The sequence below is a fragment of the Herbiconiux sp. genome, assembly GCF_004297105.1.
In the GTDB taxonomy this organism is placed as follows: domain Bacteria; phylum Actinomycetota; class Actinomycetes; order Actinomycetales; family Microbacteriaceae; genus Herbiconiux.
The window spans coordinates 609,718-626,502 of sequence record NZ_SCVE01000012.1; the positions used below are offsets into that span (position 1 = coordinate 609,718).

Annotated in this window: 16 protein-coding genes and 1 tRNA gene; 11 read left to right on the forward strand and 6 right to left on the reverse strand. The window is 67.8% G+C overall.

Features of this window, described 5'->3' with window-relative positions; genetic code table 11:
• Nucleotides 1–185: 185 nt before the first annotated feature.
• A complete protein-coding gene (locus EPO52_RS09260) occupies nt 186–1,214 on the reverse strand; it encodes a choice-of-anchor D domain-containing protein (RefSeq protein ID WP_290805083.1) in 1,029 nt (342 codons plus the stop codon).
• 103 nt (nt 1,215–1,317) lie between these two features.
• Here EPO52_RS09260 and EPO52_RS09265 point away from each other — a divergent pair, with 103 nt between their 5' ends.
• The 3 genes from EPO52_RS09265 (at nt 1,318) to EPO52_RS09275 (ending at nt 4,290) form a co-directional block, all read left to right on the forward strand.
• Nucleotides 1,318–2,637, forward strand: a complete 1,320-nt coding sequence (locus EPO52_RS09265; RefSeq protein ID WP_290805086.1) for a hypothetical protein — start codon at nt 1,318–1,320, stop codon at nt 2,635–2,637.
• 105 nt (nt 2,638–2,742) lie between these two features.
• A complete protein-coding gene (locus EPO52_RS09270; protein ID WP_290805089.1) occupies nt 2,743–3,468 on the forward strand; it encodes a hypothetical protein in 726 nt (241 codons plus the stop codon).
• A gap of 33 nt (nt 3,469–3,501) precedes the next feature.
• Entirely contained in the window at nt 3,502–4,290 is a 789-nt protein-coding gene (locus EPO52_RS09275) for an alpha/beta hydrolase (RefSeq protein ID WP_290805091.1), read from the forward strand.
• A gap of 70 nt (nt 4,291–4,360) precedes the next feature.
• Here the strand turns inward: EPO52_RS09275 and EPO52_RS09280 are convergent.
• Nucleotides 4,361–4,444 (reverse strand) — tRNA-Leu (locus EPO52_RS09280).
• A 201-nt stretch (nt 4,445–4,645) separates the two neighbouring features.
• Here EPO52_RS09280 and EPO52_RS09285 point away from each other — a divergent pair.
• The 7 genes from EPO52_RS09285 to pknB all read left to right on the forward strand — a co-directional run bounded on the left by EPO52_RS09285 (nt 4,646) and on the right by pknB (nt 13,802).
• Entirely contained in the window at nt 4,646–5,440 is a 795-nt protein-coding gene (locus EPO52_RS09285; RefSeq protein ID WP_290805093.1) for a DUF3662 and FHA domain-containing protein, read from the forward strand.
• Between the two features lie 8 nt (nt 5,441–5,448).
• The gene (locus EPO52_RS09290; RefSeq protein ID WP_290805096.1) at nt 5,449–6,084 is read left to right on the forward strand and encodes an FHA domain-containing protein; all 636 of its coding nucleotides are present in this window, start codon (nt 5,449–5,451) and stop codon (nt 6,082–6,084) included.
• Nucleotides 6,085–6,087: 3 nt separating this feature from the next.
• Nucleotides 6,088–7,434: a PP2C family serine/threonine-protein phosphatase gene (locus tag EPO52_RS09295; protein ID WP_290805099.1), complete on the forward strand. Its 1,347-nt coding sequence runs from the start codon at nt 6,088–6,090 to the stop codon at nt 7,432–7,434.
• A complete protein-coding gene (locus EPO52_RS09300) occupies nt 7,434–8,837 on the forward strand; it encodes an FtsW/RodA/SpoVE family cell cycle protein (protein WP_290805101.1) in 1,404 nt (467 codons plus the stop codon). Before EPO52_RS09295 ends, EPO52_RS09300 begins: the two co-directional genes overlap by 1 nt.
• A gap of 4 nt (nt 8,838–8,841) precedes the next feature.
• Complete coding sequence (locus EPO52_RS09305; protein ID WP_290805104.1) at nt 8,842–10,293, forward strand: penicillin-binding protein 2; 1,452 nt, start codon at nt 8,842–8,844, stop codon at nt 10,291–10,293.
• Nucleotides 10,290–12,020: a serine/threonine-protein kinase gene (locus EPO52_RS09310; RefSeq protein WP_290805106.1), complete on the forward strand. Its 1,731-nt coding sequence runs from the start codon at nt 10,290–10,292 to the stop codon at nt 12,018–12,020. The genes EPO52_RS09305 and EPO52_RS09310 overlap by 4 nt, the downstream gene beginning before the upstream one ends.
• 81 nt (nt 12,021–12,101) lie before the next feature.
• Nucleotides 12,102–13,802 carry a Stk1 family PASTA domain-containing Ser/Thr kinase gene (gene pknB / locus EPO52_RS09315; protein ID WP_290805109.1) on the forward strand — a complete coding sequence of 567 codons (1,701 nt, stop codon included), beginning with the start codon at nt 12,102–12,104 and terminating at the stop codon, nt 13,800–13,802.
• Between the two features lie 40 nt (nt 13,803–13,842).
• Here pknB and EPO52_RS09320 read toward each other — a convergent pair whose 3' ends face one another.
• From EPO52_RS09320 to EPO52_RS09330, 3 genes are read right to left on the reverse strand one after another with little or no spacing between them, the layout of a single operon-like run.
• Nucleotides 13,843–14,481, reverse strand: a complete 639-nt coding sequence (locus EPO52_RS09320) for a gamma-glutamyl-gamma-aminobutyrate hydrolase family protein (protein ID WP_290805112.1) — start codon at nt 14,479–14,481, stop codon at nt 13,843–13,845.
• Entirely contained in the window at nt 14,478–14,639 is a 162-nt protein-coding gene (locus tag EPO52_RS09325) for a hypothetical protein (RefSeq protein WP_290805115.1), read from the reverse strand. The genes EPO52_RS09320 and EPO52_RS09325 overlap by 4 nt, the downstream gene beginning before the upstream one ends.
• A 3-nt stretch (nt 14,640–14,642) precedes the next feature.
• Nucleotides 14,643–15,458 (reverse strand): class E sortase, encoded by an 816-nt coding sequence (locus tag EPO52_RS09330; RefSeq protein ID WP_290805117.1) that lies wholly within the window; start codon nt 15,456–15,458, stop codon nt 14,643–14,645.
• A gap of 103 nt (nt 15,459–15,561) precedes the next feature.
• On the opposite strand from EPO52_RS09330, the gene EPO52_RS09335 reads away from it, so the two are divergent.
• Nucleotides 15,562–15,831, forward strand: a complete 270-nt coding sequence (locus tag EPO52_RS09335) for a cell division protein CrgA (RefSeq protein ID WP_290805118.1) — start codon at nt 15,562–15,564, stop codon at nt 15,829–15,831.
• A 99-nt stretch (nt 15,832–15,930) separates the two neighbouring features.
• Here EPO52_RS09335 and EPO52_RS09340 read toward each other — a convergent pair whose 3' ends face one another.
• A complete protein-coding gene (locus EPO52_RS09340; protein WP_290805120.1) occupies nt 15,931–16,779 on the reverse strand; it encodes a rhomboid family intramembrane serine protease in 849 nt (282 codons plus the stop codon).
• Nucleotides 16,780–16,785 lie beyond the last annotated feature (6 nt).

Consider the following 16,785-nt stretch of genomic DNA (forward strand, 5'->3'; position numbering starts at 1 on the left):
CCGATCTCGTCATCCGCGCGAACATCCAGCTGGTGCAGATGGACGATGCCGTCCGCTTCCAGCGCTCCGAGGGCCGACCGCACTGGCGCTCTCCGAACGCAAGACGGGGCACCCGGATGTTCCGGATGCCCCGCTCGACTCCCCGCCGACCATCGGCCCGCTTCCTGCCGGGCCCTCGGCGAGAATCAGCCCCGACGCGCCTTGCGGCGAGCACTCCGCGCGATCGACAGCGCAACCCCACCCAACGCGAGCGTCAGCGTGCCGAACCCGATCATGAACGCAGGCTCAGCCCCGGTGTGCGCCAGCTGCCGCGCAGTGGCGGACGCGGCCGCCCCCACACCCGCGGGCTTCGCCGCAGGAGCGGCAGGCACCGCGGTCGTCGGAGTGGGTGTCGGCACGACCACAGGATCGACCGCCGCTGCAGCGATCACGCCATCGATCGACAGCGTGTCGGCCACGTCTTCACCCGGAATGTAACGCGCCGTCACCGCCACGAGCCCGCGGAAGGCATCGGTCTTCGCCGTCGGAGAATAGGTCACCGAGAAGGTCGCCTGCGCTCCGACGGAGACGTAGCCGCATCCACCTCCCAGCGACGACGAGGTGATCGTGAAGTCGGGCAGTTCGGTGCCCACGATGTCGTAGAACATGATGTCGGCCACGCACAGATTGAGAGGCACTGCACCATCATTGCGAACGGAGAGACTCTTCGATGCGGATGCACCCACCATGACCGAACCGAAGTCCAAGGTCGTGGGGTCGATCACGAAATGGAGCGGAGGACCGACGGTCGATTCCGTCTTGAAGATCACCTGCACGAGATGGCGGTTGCTGCCATCTTCTGCCGTGACGAGGACGTTCGTCGGCACCTCCACCACCCCGGGAGAACCGGCCGTGAACGCGACGACAAGCGACGCAGAGGATCCGGGAAGAATCGTCTCTCCCGAGAATCCGGAGAAGGCGATCAAAGCGAGCGGTGATGTGAAGGCGGGCCGAGCCGGGAACTTGATCGGATCAGTCCCGTCGTTGACGAACGTGATCGTCTCAGTAGACGTGGTGCCGGTCTGCGCGATGAAGTCGGTGCTCCCCACGACATCGAATGACACCGGGTCGCCCGGCGTTGCGGAGGCCGGCCCCGCAACCACGCCGACACACACGAGAGCCAGAACGAACGCCACAGCGGCACCCAGTACAGAACGATTGCGGAGAGATGACATGCCGCCCACAGTGCCGTGCATCATCGCGCAGGCGTTATGAGCAATTAGTACTCACCAACCACCCCCCACGAATCCCACACCCGAGATCCGTACGATGATCCCCATGGGTGACTTCTCCCTCATTCCGAGCGCGATCGTCTTCGGCCTCGTCCTCGTCGGCCTCATCGGCGGCGCGACCGTGATCCGCCGCCGATCCCGCCGGTCAGGACGACTCGTCGGCGGCGCAACGAACCCCGCACCCGCGATCGGCGGCGCCCCGCTCCGCGAGAGCCTCCCCGATCTCGTCAAGCGCGCCAACATCCAGCTCGTGCAGATGGACGACGCCATCCGCGCAGGCGACGACGAGGCCCAGTTCGCCCGCGCCGAGTTCGGCGAACAGAGCGCCCTCGAATTCGAGGCGGCGCTGGCAACGGCTCGGCAGCGGGCATCCGAGGCTTTCGCTCTGAAGCAGCGCCTCGACGACGCCGTTCCCGACACCGAGCAGCAGCAACGCGACTGGAGCAAGCGCATCCTCGCTCTCAGCGATTCAGCCCTCGCGCTCGTGACCGCCCAGACCAGGGCACTCGGCGAGCGCCGCCGGCTCGAATCCACTGCGCCGCAGGAGATCCGCCGCGTGCGAACGGCCATCGATGCCGCGCGCGCCCAGCTCCCGGATGCCCGCGCCACCCTCGAGACCCTGTCCGCCCGCTATCGGCCCACGGCCCTCACGGCGGTCGTCGACAATCCCGACAGCGCCGAGGAGCTCTTCGACCGGGCCGACAGCGCCCTCGCCGCCGCTGAGTCCGATCTCGCGAACAGCGCCATCACTCCGATAGCCCGGTCGGTGCAGCAGGCCGATGCCGCCGTGCGCGAGGGCCGAGCCCGACTCGACGCCATAGCCCGCGCCCGCGATTCCCTCGCGACAGCCGAAGCAACCCGGATGTCGGCACTCGACGCCGCGCGCACCCGCCTCGCCGAGGCGACCCACCTGCGCGCACGGGTCGAAGACGCCGACGCCGTCGCCCGCATCGTCGCCGGCCAGAGCCAGCTCGAACAGTTGATCGGGCGCATCACCTCCGAGAGCACCCCCGGCGACCCGATCGCCGACATCGACGCCCTCGACGCGGCATCCGCCGCCCTCGACGCGACGCTCGCCGTCGCCCGCAGCGCGCAACAACGCCTCGACTCCGCGCGCCACGCCCTCGTGGGCGCCACCGCGATCGCCCGGAGCCACATCGGCACCGCCGACGACGCGATCGGCAGCGGCCGGGGCCGGGTGGGTCCGGATGCGCGCACCCGCCTGGCCGCCGCCCGCCGCGAACTCGAGCTGGCCGAGCAGGAGTCCGACCCCGTGGCAGCCCTCGACGGCGCCCGCCGCGCCGCCACCCTGGCCACGGATGCCGACGCCCTCGCCCGCTACGACCTCCGCGGCGCGCACGAGTGACACCCAGCCCTGACCTCTCCTGCACACCTGCCCGCCCGGCAGCAGTTCTCCACCACAGCCCACGACCGGGTGACAACACGCCGTCGCCCATTCCATACTCTCTGCATGGGACGAGAGACGACCGCACCGGTCACCATCACCGACGCCGCAGGGCGCACGCTCGAGAGCGCCGACGATGTGCATGTGCTGCTCGAGCCGACCGAACTGATCCTTCGCGGTCCGCTCCGGCGACGCTATGCCCTCGGCGAGCTGCAGGAGGTCTCGGCCACCGCTGACCTCCTCCGGGTGCGCGCCGCCGACGAGCGGATCGAGATCGAACTGCCACCCGCCGTCGCCCGCCGCTGGGCCGAGAAGATCCTGACACCGCCTCCGACCCTCGCCGAGAAGCTGGGGCTCTCCGCCCACAACCCACCTCACCTCATCGGTCACGTCACCGATCCCGAACTCCACCTGGCGATCACGGATGTCGCGGCGACCCCGACCCGGCCAACCTCCGCCTCGCCACACTCCGATCCGGGCGCGCGCGACGGCGACGCCTTCGGCCGCGAGCCCGACGTGTCGAGCCTCATCGCCATCGCCGAAGTCGACGACGAGCGCGATCTCGACAGCGCGCTCGAAGAACTGCCGCCCGGCGCGTCTCTCTGGTTGGTTCACCGCAAGGGCCGCGGCGCCTGGATCGGCGACGGCGCCATCCGCCAGATCATGCGGTCCCGCGGCTTCGTCGACACGAAGGTGGCCGCCGTCTCGTCGGCGAGAACCGCAACACGGTACGTCGAGCGCAGGGCTCAGCCTCCTCCCACGCCGCCCGCCGAGCGAGGAGGAGCGATCTGATGGCGAGCGCGCCGGAGCGGGTTAAGGTCGAGCATGACCCATCCTGAGGAGACCCCGATGCCACGGCAGGCGGCAGCGCCGCGTCGCCCGCGGCGGCGGCACCCGCGGGCGGGCGTGGCCCTGGTGGCCGGCCTCAGCGTAGTGGTACTGGTGGTCGTCGGCTTCGTCGTGATGGCTCAGATCACCTACCCCGCCGAGCGCGATCCCGTGCAGCAGGTCGCCGCCGATTCCGCGGTGCACACCAGCTGGAGCTACGGCGACGTGGTGATGACTCCCACCGGCGATTCCACGGGAACCGGACTGGTGTTCCTCGCCGGAGCGAAGGTCGATCCGCTGGCCTACGCCGACAAGCTGAGCGGCCTCGTCGAGGCGGGCACCACCGTGGTGATCGTGCGCCCTGTGCTGAACTTCGCCATCTTCGAGTTCCGTCCGTTCAGTGCCTTCACAGCCCTCGCGCCCGATGTCACCGATTGGTTCGTGGGCGGCCACTCGCTCGGCGGCGTGAAGGCGTGCCAGTACGCGAGCGACGACGCCGTCAGCGGGCTCATCTTGTTCGGCTCCTACTGCGCCGGCGACATCGCCGACCTGGGCAAACCCGTGCTCTCGATCTCGGCGAGCAACGACGGCCTCAGCACGCCGGCGAAGATCGAGGCGTCCAAGGCCGACCTGCCCGCCGACACCGAGTTCGTGGTGATCGAGGGCGCGAACCACGCGCAGTTCGGCGACTACGGAATGCAACCCGGAGATGGCACGTCAACCGTGAGTGACACCACGGTGAAAGACGAGCTCACCGCAGCGCTCGTCCGGTTCATCCGCAACTGAGAACAATGCCGGAAACGACGAATGCCGGCCCCTCGGGAGAGAATCCCGACTGACCGGCACCGATCGTTCGTGCGCGAGGGGGGACTTGAACCCCCACGCCCTTGCGGGCACTGGCACCTGAAGCCAGCGCGTCTGCCAATTCCGCCACTCGCGCGAACTAGGAGAGATTAGCACAGTTCGAGATCCACGCCGGGCGATGCCCCTGAGAGTGCATTAACACGCAAGGCAAGTAACATCTACCTAGCATTCACGCCTTAATGAGCACGCGCCGCCTGCGCGAAGCCTCGAACGACACCACGCCGACTCCCCCTGCACGATGAGCCGACGGGTGCTGTGAGAAAGGGAACGGAGAGACGTGGGAATACTGGACAACTTCGAGAAAGGTCTCGAGCGCGCCGTCAACGGCGCTTTCGCGAAGACCTTCCGCTCGGGGCTCCAGCCGGTCGAGATCTCTTCCGCGCTGAAGCGCGAACTCGACACGAAGGCTGCCGTCGTCTCGCGCGACCGCATCCTCGTACCCAACAGCTTCCGCGTGCTGCTCGCTCCGAGCGACTACCAGCGCATGACGGGCATCGGTCCGACCCTCATCGACGACCTGAACCAGATCGTGCAGCAGCACGCCTCGCAGCAAGGCTTCCAGTTCGCGGGCGGCGTCACCATCGACCTCGTGAACGACACGAAGCTCACCACGGGCGTCGTGCAGATCGACTCCTCCAACATCAAGAGCGAAGTCACCTGGACCCCGGTTCTGGATGTCGCGGGCACGCGTCACCCCATCACCAAGTCCCGCACCGTCATCGGTCGCGGCAGCGATGCCGACATCACCATCGACGACACCGGCACCAGCCGCAAGCACGTCGAGATCCTCTGGGACGGATCGCACGCCCAGGCCCGCGATCTCGGCTCCACGAACGGCTCCCAGCTGAACGGCCGCGCCTTCCAACGGGCCAACCTCGAGCCCGACTCCGTCATCCAGATCGGCCGAACCAACATCGTGTTCCGGATCGTGCCGCAGTCCACCCCCTCCTCATCCTCGAGCCGCCGTGCGTCCGCGCAGCCCCCCGCGCCGAACCAGTCGAACCAGGCGTACGGACAGGTCGAGGGTCAAGGCGGTCGCCCACCGCTCGATCCCGGCGGATTCTGGCGGTAGGCGGCGACATGAGCGAACTGACCCTCCTCATCCTGCAGCTGGCGTTCCTGGCGCTGCTCTGGGTGTTCATCTTCATCGTCGTGTACGCGATGCGGTCCGATCTGTTCGGCCAGCGCGTGCGCAAGCTGAAGGATGGCGCTCCCGCGACAGCAGGCGCAGGCGCAGGCGCCGGCGCCGGCGCAGCGGCCTCCCCGGGCGCGAACCCCGCCGCCATGGCCGCCGCCGCCGCGGCCGGCACCGCCGCAGCCGGGGGCGCAGCCCCAGCCGCCCCTCCGCCCCCAGCCCCGAAGGTGCCCACCTTCGTCCCCGCCCCCGGCACCGAGCTCAGCGGGCCACCCCGCGCCACCACCGCCAACGCGAGCCGACTCGTCATCACGTCCGGCACCAAATCGGGCAGCGAGATCCCCCTCGGCACCGAGCCCCTCACGATCGGCCGCTCCTCCGACTCGAGCGTCGTCATCCGCGACGACTACACCTCCACCCACCACGCCCGCCTCATGATCTGGGGCGACGAATGGGTCATCCAAGACCTCGACTCCACGAACGGCACATTCCTCGACGGCAACCGCGTCACCGCACCCGTTCACATTCCGCTGAACACCACGATCCGAATCGGCGCCACGAGCTTCGAGCTGCGACGGTAGCCTGTGGCCATCGTGACCGTGAGCGCGGCCGTCTCCCACGTCGGCAAGATCCGCTCCAACAACCAGGACTCGGGCTACGCCGGTGAGACGCTCTTCGCGGTCGCCGACGGCATGGGCGGCCACGCCGGCGGCGACGTCGCCAGCGCCCTCGCCCTGAAGCGCCTGGCGGAGATCGACGGGCAGTACAACTCCGCGGTCGACGCGGAGTTCGCCTTGCAGGAGGCCATCGTGGCCGCGAACGCCGTGCTCACGGAGACGGTGTACGAGCATCCGGAGCTCACCGGCATGGGCACGACGCTCAGTGCGCTGGTGCGGGTGGGCCAGAGCGTCGCGCTCGCACACATCGGCGATTCCCGGGTCTATCGCCTGCGCGACGAGGTGCTCACGCAGATCACCATCGACCACACCTTCGTGCAGCGCCTCGTCGACTCCGGCCGGATCACGCCCGAAGAGGCGAAGACCCACCCGCGGCGCTCCGTGCTCATGCGGGTGCTCGGCGACGTCGACGCCGCACCCGAGGTCGACCTCCAGGTGATGGACACGCGACCCGGCGACCGCTGGATGCTCTGCTCCGACGGCCTCTCGGGTGTCGTCGAGCACGACGACATCGAGAAGATCCTGAAGAACTCGATCGCTCCGCGAGATGCGGCCAATTCCCTCATCAAGGAGAGCCTCGACCACGGGGCGCCCGACAACGTCACCGTCGTCGTCGTGGATGTGCACCAGTCGTTCGACGAGCCGAAGGTCGAGCCGGTGGTCGTCGGATCGGCGGCGCAGCCGATCGCCTTCGAACAGCCGGTGGGCCGTCGCACGTCGCGCATCCCGGGCCTCCGCCTGCACCCCCGCGGGCCGGCGAGCACCGAACCGAGCCACTTCGAGCCCGGCTCGGAGGACTACCTCGACGAGCTCATCGAGGAAGACCGCCGCCGAAGCCGCCGCCGCAAGGTCACCTGGCTCGTGGGCACCCTCGTGGTTCTCGCCCTCATCGCCGCCGGACTCTACGCCGGCTACCGCTGGACCCAGACCCGCTTCTACGTGGGCGCTTCGAACGGCAACGTCGCCATCTACCAGGGCGTGCAGCAGACCGTCGGACCCATCGCGCTCTCGCACGTCTTCCAGGAGACGGATCTCGCCACCGACGACCTCACCCCCTACGAGCAGCGCCAGGTGCAGAACACCATCAGTGCCGACTCCGTCACCGCGGCACTCGAGATCGTCAAACGGCTGAGCGACTCCGCCGCCGCGAGCACGGGCACGGATGCCGGCACAGGAGCCACTGACGCTACCGCGACCCCGACTCCCACCCCCGCCGACCCTGCGGCACCACCCGCCGACGGAACGGCCCCCTGATGTCAGGAAACGCCGCCGCCATCGCCGAGGCCGGAGCGCCCGCACCCACCCCGGGTCGCGGCATCCGGCGAATCCGCGTACCGCAGAAGCTCCGCAACCTCGAGCTCTTCCTCCTCGTGATCGTCTGCGCCGTGAACGCCTTCGCCGTGGTGCTCGTGCAGTTCGGTGCGCTCGGCGCGGCCGACATCGGCACCATCATCACGCTCGGCGCGGGCCTCTCCGTGCTCGTGATCGGCATGCACATCGCCCTGCGGTTCGTCGCCACCAACGCCGATCCGTTCATCCTGCCCATCGCGGCGCTGCTGAACGGTATCGGCATCGCCATGATCTACCGCATCGACATCGCCGAGAACCTCACCGGCTGGGAGAGCACGGCCGTGCGCCAGGTGGTGTGGACGGGTCTCGCCGTCGCGATCGCCATCATCGTGATCCTCGTCATCCGCAACCACCGCGTGCTGCAGCGCTACACCTACGTGGCCATGCTCGTGGCCGCCATCCTGCTGCTCCTGCCGATGCTGCCCGGCATCGGACAGGAGATCTACGGCGCCCGCGTCTGGATCCACATCGGCGCCTTCTCGTTCCAGCCCGGCGAGGTGGCGAAGATCGCCCTGGCGGTGTTCTTCGCCGGCTACCTCGTGTCGCGCCGCGACAGCCTCTCGATGGTGGGCCGCACGGTCCTCGGCATGCGGTTCCCCCGCGCCCGCGACCTCGGCCCCATCCTCGTGCTGTGGGCCCTGTCGATGTCGATCATCATCTTCCAGCGCGACCTGGGCACGGCGCTCCTGTACTTCGGTCTCTTCGTCGTGATGATCTACGTGGCCACCGGTCGTGCCAGCTGGGTGGTGCTCGGCGTCGGACTGTTCCTCGCCGGCGCCGTGATCGCGGGCCAGGTGCTGGTCTACGTCAACGACCGCTTCACCAACTGGCTCGATGCCTTCAACCCCGACATCTACAACGCCGACGGCGGCAGCTACCAGTTGGTGCAGGGTCTGTTCGGGCTCGCCAACGGCGGACTCATCGGCACGGGTCTCGGTCAGGGCCGGCCCGACATCACGCCACTGGCGCAGAGCGACTACATCATCGCGTCGATCGGCGAGGAACTCGGCCTGGCCGGGATGTTCGCCATCCTGGCTCTCTACCTTCTGTTCATCGCGCGCGGCTTCCGCATCAGCTTCGCGGGGCAAGACGATTTCGGTCGTCTGCTCGGTGTGGGCCTGTCGTTCACGGTGGCGCTGCAGTGCTTCATCGTGATCGGCGGCGTCACCCGCGTCATCCCCCTCACCGGTCTCACCACACCCTTCCTCGCGGCCGGCGGATCCTCGCTCGTGGCGAACTGGATCATCGTGGCGCTCCTGCTCCGGCTGTCGGACACAGTGCGCAATCAGCCAAGGCTGGTGATCTAGACCCGTGACCCGTGAACTCAAACGCGTGACCGTGGTCGTGATCCTCATGTTCGCGACACTGCTCGTGTCGACCACCATCATCCAGTTCTTCCAGGCCGGAAACCTCGCCGACGACGCCCGTAACGCCCGCACCATCTACGCCAGCTACGACACCGAGCGCGGCCCCATCCTCGTCGACGGCCAGCCGATCGCCGTATCGGTGCCGACCACCGACGAATTCAAGTACCAGCGCACCTACCCGCAGGGTGCGCTCTACAGCGCGGTCACCGGCTACTACACGCTGGGTCAGGGCTCGAGCCAGCTCGAGCAGGCCATGAATGACTACCTCTCGGGCACGAGCAACTCCCAATTCCTCGACTACCTCAACCGCCTCGTCACGGGCCAGAACCCGCAGGGTGCCTCGATCGAGACCACGATCGACCCCGTGGTGCAGCAGGCGGCGTATGACGCCCTCGGCGACCAGCAAGGGGCCGTGATCGCCATCGAGCCCTCCACCGGCAAGATCCTGGCCATGGTCTCTAAGCCCGACTACGACCCGAACGCCCTGGCGGTGCACGACAGCCAGCAGGTGCTCGACACCTACGAGACACTGCTAGGGGCCGACGGCGATCCGCTCATCAACAAGACCATCAACGACCTGAACCCTCCCGGTTCGACGTTCAAGATCGTCACCACGGCGGCGGCGCTGCAGAACGCCGGCCTCGGCATCGATCACACCGAGCCGAACCTCGCCCGTCTCCCTCTTCCCGGCAGCGATTCCACCGTGAGCAACTCCGGCGGCGGCACCTGCGGCGGGGGCGACACCACCACCATCCAGACCGCCTTCGTGCTCTCCTGCAACATCCCGATGGCCGAACTCGGCATGGAGATCGGCGAGGGCGCGCTCGGCGACATGGCGAAGGCGTTCGGCTTCGGCACCGATCTCTCCGTGCCGATGGATGTCTCGCAGAGCGTGTATCCGCGAGGCCTCGACGACGCCCAGGTCGCACTGTCGGCCTTCGGGCAGGGCAGCGACGTGGCCACGCCCATCCAGATCGCGATGCTCTCCGCCGCGGTCGCGAACGGAGGAAAGCTGATGACGCCCACACTGGTGGACGAGATCAGAGCGCCCGATCTGAGCGTTCTGCAGAGCTTCGAGGCCAAGGAGTTCAGCACTCCGCTGACTTCTGTAACAGCTTCGACACTTTCGCAGCTGATGGTCGAAGCGGTCGAGAGCGGCGCGGCGACTAATGCAAGAATAGACGGGGTCAGTGTGGCCGGTAAGACGGGTACTGCGGAGAACGGGGAGGGCGATCCCTACACCCTGTGGTTCACCGGTTTCGCTCCCGCAGACAACCCCCGGGTTGCCGTCGCAGTGGTCGTGGAGAATGGCGGAGGGTTGGGTCAATCCGGTTCGGGAAACCAGGTGGCCGCACCGATCGCACAACGAGTACTAGAGGCGGTGCTGAGTAAATGAGACCCACAGCAGGGGTGACCTTCGGTGGCCGGTACGAGCTGTCCAATCGCATCGCGATCGGCGGCATGGGCGAGGTCTGGCAAGCCACAGACCTCGTGATCGGGCGCACCGTCGCCATCAAGATCCTGAAAGACGAGTACCTCGGCGACCCCGGCTTCCTCGAGCGCTTCCGCGCCGAAGCCCGGCACGCCGCCCTCGTCAACCACGAGGGCATCGCGAACGTCTTCGACTACGGCGAAGAAGAGGGCAGCGCCTACCTCGTGATGGAGCTCGTGCCCGGCGAGGCGCTCTCCACGATCCTCGAGCGCGAGCACGTTCTCTCCACCGACCGCGTGCTCGACATCGTGGCCCAGACCGCCCTGGCCCTGCAGGCCGCGCACGCCGCCGGTCTCGTGCACCGCGACATCAAGCCGGGCAACCTGCTGATCACTCCGGATGGCCGGGTGAAGATCACCGACTTCGGCATCGCCCGTATCGCCGACCAGGTGCCCCTCACGGCCACGGGTCAGGTCATGGGCACCGTGCAGTACCTGTCGCCCGAGCAGGCCAGCGGCCAGGCCGCCTCGCCCACCACCGACATCTACTCGCTCGGAATCGTGGCCTACGAGTGCCTCGCCGGCAAGCGCCCCTTCACGGGCGAGTCGCAGGTGGCCATCGCCATGGCTCAGATCAACGAGACCCCGCCCGACCTCCCCACCACGGTGGCGGAGCCGGTGCGCAACCTCGTGCTGTCGTGCATCGCGAAGAAGCCCGAAGACCGCCCGTCGTCGACCGCCAACCTCGCGCGTGCCGCGATGGCGCTCCGCCGCGGCGACATCGCCTCCGCCGCGGCCGCGGTTCCCGCCGTTCTCGGCAGTGAGGGCCTCCCGCCCACCATGGCCACCACGGTCATGCAGTCGGGCGCCCCCACCCAGGCCACCACCGTTCTGAGCGCCGCCGGCGGCGCTGCGGCGAGCCAGGCGGCAGCGGATGCTGCGGTCGCCACCGAGGAGCCGCCGAAGAAGCGCAGTCCCTGGACGTGGCCGCTCATCGTGCTCATCATCATCCTGGGCCTCGTGCTCGTGGGCACCATCGTCGCCCTCGTGGTTCAGGGCAGCAACAACGACGCGCCCGTCACCCCGGCCACCACGTCGAGCACTCCCACGCCGACGCGCACGCCCACCACGACCCCGACGCCCACACCCACCACGGTCGCGGTGACGGAGGCCGAGCTGAAGGGCAAGACGTTCGACGAGGCGTCGGGCATCCTGCAGACCATGGGTCTCGGGGCCGAGCGCGTCTCCGGCAATGCGGCGCCCTCGGCCGACCAGGTGGACGTCGTCTATCAGGCCAGCCCGGTCGGCAACGTGCAGCCCGGCACCACCATCAAGCTCACGGTCTACACCGACGTGATCGTTCCGACGGCCCCGAGTGCGGCTCCCACGGTGTCGTCCGGCGCCACGGGCAACGTCGTTCCGGCCGGCGGCACCTTCGTGGTGAACTGGACGTCGTACAGCTGCCCCTCGGGCACCACGCTGAGCGGCTACACGGTCACCGCCACGAACGCCACGCTGCAGGGCGAGCCGGGCACGAACGCCCAGGCCACCTTCGTGGCCACGGGTGCGGCCACCTCCACCATCGAGGTGAAGTACTCGGTCACCTGCTCCGGCTCGGCTTCCGGCCAGTCCCCGGCGCTCACCCTCACCATCGGCCCGGCCGTCACCCCCACGCCGGTGCCCACCCCGTAGACCCCGTATCGACCTGATAGCGATTCCACCGAACCACCCGAGCCACCCGATGCTCACACCGACGATCCAGGAGCACCAGACGTGACCGACGACAACCGACTTCTCGCCGGGCGATACCGCCTGGGCGAATTGATCGGGCGCGGCGGCATGTCCAACGTGTACTCCGGTCGCGACGAACGCCTCGGCCGCCAGGTGGCGATCAAGCTGCTCAAGTCGTCGCTCGCGGGCGACCCGGTCTTCCGCACGCGATTCCGGCAGGAGGCCCAGGCCGCGTCGCGGATGGCGCATCCCACCATCGTTCGGGTCTTCGATGCCGGCGAGGAACGGGTGGCGGAGGCCGGCGGCTTCGAGGGCATCGTGCCGTTCATCGTCATGGAGTTCGTCGAGGGCAGGCTGCTCAAAGACGTCATCAAGGAGGGTGCGCTCGACTCGGCCGAGGCCATCCGCATCACCGAGGGCATCCTCACCGCACTGGAGTACTCGCACCGGGCCGGCGTGGTCCACCGCGACATCAAACCCGGCAACGTGATGATCACGCACGGCGGTCAGGTGAAGGTCATGGACTTCGGGATCGCTCGCGCGATCTCCGACTCGTCCGCCACGGTGGCACAGACCACTGCCATCCTCGGCACCGCGCAGTACTTCTCGCCCGAACAGGCTCGCGGCGAGTCCGTCGACGCCCGCACCGACCTGTACTCCACCGGCGTCGTGCTGTTCGAGATGCTCACCGGTGAACCGCCGTTCAAGGGCGAGACCCCGGTGGCTGTGGCCTACCAGCACGTCAGCGAGATGCCCGTCGCCCCGTCGAGCATCAACATGCTGGTGTCGCCCGCCATCGACCAGGTCGTGCTGCACGCTCTCGCCAAAGACCGGTTCGCCCGGTTCCAGAGCGCCGTGGAGTTCCGCACCGACCTCGAGATCGCGGGTTCGGGCAAGATCCCCTCGAAGCGCGTCCCTGCCGATGACTTCCAGTCGTCGCTGTTCGGCGCCCCCCCGAGCCTCGGCCAGGGCGTCGACTCTCCGCTCACGCAGCTCGCCGGCGACGACGAGTACGCCGTGCGCACCCAATCCCGGCCACCGGTGGTGTGGATCTGGGCGGGCATCGCCTCGGTCGCCGTCATCCTCGTGGCCATCGTGTTCTGGGTGCTCACCCTGCAGCCGAGCGACCAGCTGCCCTCGAGTTCGCGCGAGATCCCCACGGTCACCGGCCAGACCTTCGATGCGGCCGATGCCACGCTGAGGCAGCTCGACCTCGTCACCGCGCGCTTCGACGTCTACAGCGACACCGTGCCAGAAGGTCAGGTGGTCGACACCGCGCCTCCCTCGGGCACCATCGTGAGCCCGGGCACCGTCATCAACGTCAACGTCTCGAAGGGGCGCCAGGCGGTCGCCGTGCCGAACCTCACCGGTCAGACCACCGCCGCCGCATCCGCCGCCATCACGGCGGCCAAGTTCGTGGTGGGCCAGACCATCAAAGAGAACTCTCCCGACATCGCGGCCGACGTGGTCATCCGTTCCGACCCGGCTTCGGGTTCACAGGGGTACGCCGGCGACACCATCAACCTGGTGGTGTCGAGCGGGATGGTGACGGTTCCGGATGTCGCGGGTCAGCCCATCGACGTCGCCACGTCGACTCTCACCGGCGCCCTCCTCCAGGTCACCGTCGAGCAGGATCCTGGCTGCAAGACCGTGGTCTCGAACCCGGTGTCGAGCCAGTCGATCGCTGCCGGTGACGCCCCGCAGCAATCGGCCATCACGATCCGGTACTGCACCGGCCCTTGATCCACGCGCGGTCTCGAGCACAGGGCTTCGGGCGGGTCGGTCAGACCGCCCGCAGCAAAGGGTTGAGCGTTGCCGCCTTCTCCGGTGCATCTTCCAGACCCGCGGTGGCGAGCCAGTTGCCGAGCATCCGGTAGCCACCCTCGGTGAGGACGGACTCGGGGTGGAACTGCACGCCGTAAACGGGCGCTGTGACGTGCCGCAGCCCCATGATCACGCCGCCGTCGGTGCGCGAGGTGACCACGAGCGAATCGGGCACCGTGCCGTCGACCACCGCGAGCGAGTGGTAGCGGGTAGCCGTGAAGCCATCAGGAACACCATCGTAGAAGGGGCTGTCGTCGTGCCGGATGATCGACGTCTTGCCGTGCATCAGCTCTTCAGCGTTCGTGACCGTGGCACCCAGCGCCTCGGCGATGGCCTGATGGCCGAGGCACACACCGAGCAGGGGTGTGGAGGTTTCGAGCGCGGCGAACACCACGGGAATGGAGACACCGGCATCGGCGGGCTTGCCCGGGCCGGGGGAGAGCAGCACCGCGTCGTAGTCGGCGATCACCGCGGCCGCGTCGGATGCCTCGAACGAGTCGTTGCGCACCACATCCGTCTCGGCGCCCAGCTGCTGCAGGTAGCCGTTCAGTGTGTAGACGAAGGAGTCGTAGTTATCGACGACCAGAACGCGTGTCATTGGTCAACCGTGACATCCCGCACCGGAGCGGTCAAATCGTCGATCCACGGGAACACCCAGAAGGCCAGCGCGTAGAGCACCGCGGCGAGCAGAACCAGCAGGATGAGGATGCGCACCCACACCGGGCCGGGGAGGATGTGCCAGAGAGCTGCGTACATGGTCTAGGCCCCCGTGAGTCCGGCGATCGCGGCCGGCGGGCCGGCGGATCGCGGTGTCCAGTCGGTGAGCACGCCATAGGCGATGACGCGCTCCGACGCGATGTAGAGCGGATTGCAGCTGGTGAGCGTGATCAGCCGGTCGACCGGGCTGGCGCCAGGATTCTGCGGAACCGGGTCGATCACGCCGACACCGTACGGCGTGACATACTCGCTGCTCCGGTAGGTGTAGGTGTACCAGCCATCTTGCGTCTCGACGTAGATCTGGTCGCCCACCTGGAGCTCGTTGATCTTGAGGAAGGGGCTGCCCCAGCCGTCGCGGTGCGCGGCGATGGCGAAGTTGCCTACCTGGCCGGGCATCTGCGTGGTGGAGTAATGGCCCGCACCACCGTTGTTGAGCACCGAGCGGGGATCGACACCCTCGGCGATGGTCTTCTTGAAGTCGGACCCGAACCGCGGAACGTACAGGATCGCGAACTCCTGGGCATTGCCCGGTGTGGCGAGCGTCGGCGGTTCACCGTACTGGAACGTGCTCGGCGCCACAGGCTCCGCACTGGGCTGCGTCGCCGTGGGAGTGGGGGCCGCCGTCTGCGTGGCCCAGTTCTGAGCGAGCGAGTCGGCATCCGATGCTTGCTGGTTGCTGAGCATGATGCCGTTGAGCGAGAACTGCCAGCCGAGAAAGAGGAGCACGAGCACACCCGCGGTGATGAGCAGCTCGCCGAACACCCCGACCACGCGCGAGACCATGCCCCGCTTCTTCTGGCGCGGCCGCATTCGCGCCGGCTCGATGTCGGCGGGCGCCGAGTCCCCTTGCTCGCTCATGGACCCAATCCTAAGTTGCGCAAGCTGGAGACCTGCCCCGAACGCAGCAGCCTGTGGAGAACCGGTGGAGAACCGTGAGGAAAACCCCGTTAGAATCATCGGCATGGCCCGAGACAAAGCATCCACGAATGACGTCGCCCGCCGTACCCGCGATGTCCAGCGTTCCTCGAACGACGACGCTTCCGCGAACACCCCCAACCCGGTGTGGTTCAAGCCGGTGATGTTCGGCTTCATGATCGTGGGTCTGCTCTGGATCATTGTGTTCTACGTGAGCCAGGGGCTGTTTCCCATCCCCGACCTCGGCAGCTGGAACATCCTCATCGGCTTCGGAATCGCCTTCATCGGCTTCATCATGACCACTCGCTGGCGCTGATCCACACCCCACTCACGGGCCTAATTACATCGATGTAATTATCCACAGTGTGTAAAGTCCTGTGGATAAGTCCACAGCTGTGGATAACGTTGTGGAATCTCAGGTGAGAGCGGGCAGGGCGCTCAAGGCCCCGAGTACCACGACCACCACGGCGAGCAGGGCGATCTGCAGGTTCCGCTGCCGAATGGCTCGTGTGCGCACGTAGATCAACGCCACCACGGCACCGGCGACGATTCCACCCACGTGCGCCTGCCAGGAGATGCCGGGTACGAAGAATCCATAGGCCAGGTTGATGGCCACAAGGATCAGCAGCTGCACGCTGCTGCCGCCCAGGTGACGATTGATGATGAAGTACGCGCCCATGAGCCCGAAGATGGCCCCGGATGCGCCGACCACGGCGGAGAGCGGACTCGCCAGCAGCACCACCGCCACCGAGCCGCCGAATCCCGAGATCAGGAAGAGCGCGAGATAGCGCCAGCGTCCGAGCAGTCGTTCGAGACCGCTGCCGAAGATGAACAGCGTGTACATGTTCAGCAGCAGATGCAGGATCCCGCCGTGCGTGAACACAGCCGTGAGCATCCGCCACGGTTCGAACGGCGCCCCGTACCCCGGCATGACGTACACCGGGGCGAACTGGAGCGCGGCCGTGACGCCGAGTCCCGGTATCGACTGCAGGATGTACACCACCACGCAGATGGCGATCAGGATGTACGTCATCACCGGCGCATCCGAACCGGTCAGGTTGCGCAGGAACGCCGGGCGCCCGCGGTTCACCCGCGGCGCCGAGGCGCGGTCACGCCGTGCGCACTCCACGCAGTGCACGCCCACCGCGGCCTGCACCTGGCAGTCGGGGCAGATCGTGCGCCCACACCGCTGGCACAGCACGAAGCTCTGCCGCCCGGGATGCCGGTAACAGTAGTTGTCCGGCGAATCCGGTGCGGTGGTCATCGGTGC

Coding starts and splice junctions, on each gene's coding strand:
- EPO52_RS09260 (WP_290805083.1), bottom strand. CDS start 1,214: ATGTCATCTCTCCGCAATCGTTCTGTACTGGGTGCCGCTGTGGCGTTC.
- EPO52_RS09265 (WP_290805086.1), top strand. CDS start 1,318: ATGGGTGACTTCTCCCTCATTCCGAGCGCGATCGTCTTCGGCCTCGTC.
- EPO52_RS09270 (WP_290805089.1), top strand. CDS start 2,743: ATGGGACGAGAGACGACCGCACCGGTCACCATCACCGACGCCGCAGGG.
- EPO52_RS09275 (WP_290805091.1), top strand. CDS start 3,502: ATGACCCATCCTGAGGAGACCCCGATGCCACGGCAGGCGGCAGCGCCG.
- EPO52_RS09290 (WP_290805096.1), top strand. CDS start 5,449: ATGAGCGAACTGACCCTCCTCATCCTGCAGCTGGCGTTCCTGGCGCTG.
- EPO52_RS09300 (WP_290805101.1), top strand. CDS start 7,434: ATGTCAGGAAACGCCGCCGCCATCGCCGAGGCCGGAGCGCCCGCACCC.
- EPO52_RS09310 (WP_290805106.1), top strand. CDS start 10,290: ATGAGACCCACAGCAGGGGTGACCTTCGGTGGCCGGTACGAGCTGTCC.
- EPO52_RS09320 (WP_290805112.1), bottom strand. CDS start 14,481: ATGACACGCGTTCTGGTCGTCGATAACTACGACTCCTTCGTCTACACA.
- EPO52_RS09325 (WP_290805115.1), bottom strand. CDS start 14,639: ATGTACGCAGCTCTCTGGCACATCCTCCCCGGCCCGGTGTGGGTGCGC.
- EPO52_RS09330 (WP_290805117.1), bottom strand. CDS start 15,458: ATGAGCGAGCAAGGGGACTCGGCGCCCGCCGACATCGAGCCGGCGCGA.
- EPO52_RS09335 (WP_290805118.1), top strand. CDS start 15,562: ATGGCCCGAGACAAAGCATCCACGAATGACGTCGCCCGCCGTACCCGC.
- EPO52_RS09340 (WP_290805120.1), bottom strand. CDS start 16,779: ATGACCACCGCACCGGATTCGCCGGACAACTACTGTTACCGGCATCCC.